Source organism: Vibrio sp. 704, from assembly GCF_033339295.1.
On the sequence record NZ_JAWOUH010000474.1, the window covers coordinates 1 to 683 of the forward strand.

General features: G+C 38.7%; 1 protein-coding gene. It reads right to left on the reverse strand.

The annotated features are described in order from the left end of the window. Window positions 1-62: 62 nt before the first annotated feature. The gene (locus tag R7R24_RS27200) at window positions 63-419 is read right to left on the reverse strand and encodes a hypothetical protein (RefSeq protein ID WP_005454342.1); all 357 of its coding nucleotides are present in this window, start codon (window positions 417-419) and stop codon (window positions 63-65) included. Window positions 420-683: the final 264 nt, after the last annotated feature.

Consider the following 683-nt stretch of genomic DNA (forward strand, 5'->3'; position numbering starts at 1 on the left):
AAAACAAAAACGCCAGCGTTAATCGCTGGCGTTTTCATATTTGTCGGTATCAAAGCGCTAAATCAAGCTGCTTTAAATCGCTCTGGAATTTGCGTGATGCTTTCACGATAGCTGAACCACAAGTACGTAACAGCAAGTGAAAAGAAAAGATAAGACAACGCAAACACGATTGGTGAAGTAATCAATTGCGCAGACATACCCCACATAACACCTACAACCGTAATAGTCAGTTTAGATAACATGCCGCAAATCAATAAAAACAGTGCTAACTGCGGAAAACGCGAGCTACGGAAAGCAAAGAAATAACAGCTACCCACTGCCAGAGAAGCAATAGATAAACCTAACATAAATGAATGGATGTGATCTGCAGATGCTACACCAGCAGAAACAGAAGCCATGAGTAATAGGAACAGTTTCATAAGTCACCTCACAACAAGTCTAAAAAAGCATCCCTTCATAAATGAAAACTCATTTTGCGCTCCATTTTGCTTATCTAGATCGCAATATCAAGCACATTTTTTATTCACTTTCGTCCTTGCTGACAACCCAGAGCGCGCACTTTACATACAGTTAACAAGCGGAATTTTATAAAGCCTTTAAATTCGGCACTTCGGCTGCTTAGCACTTATTTTGAGCACTTTTGTTACAAAAAATTAACTCAAAAACATTTTGAAACTATTTAC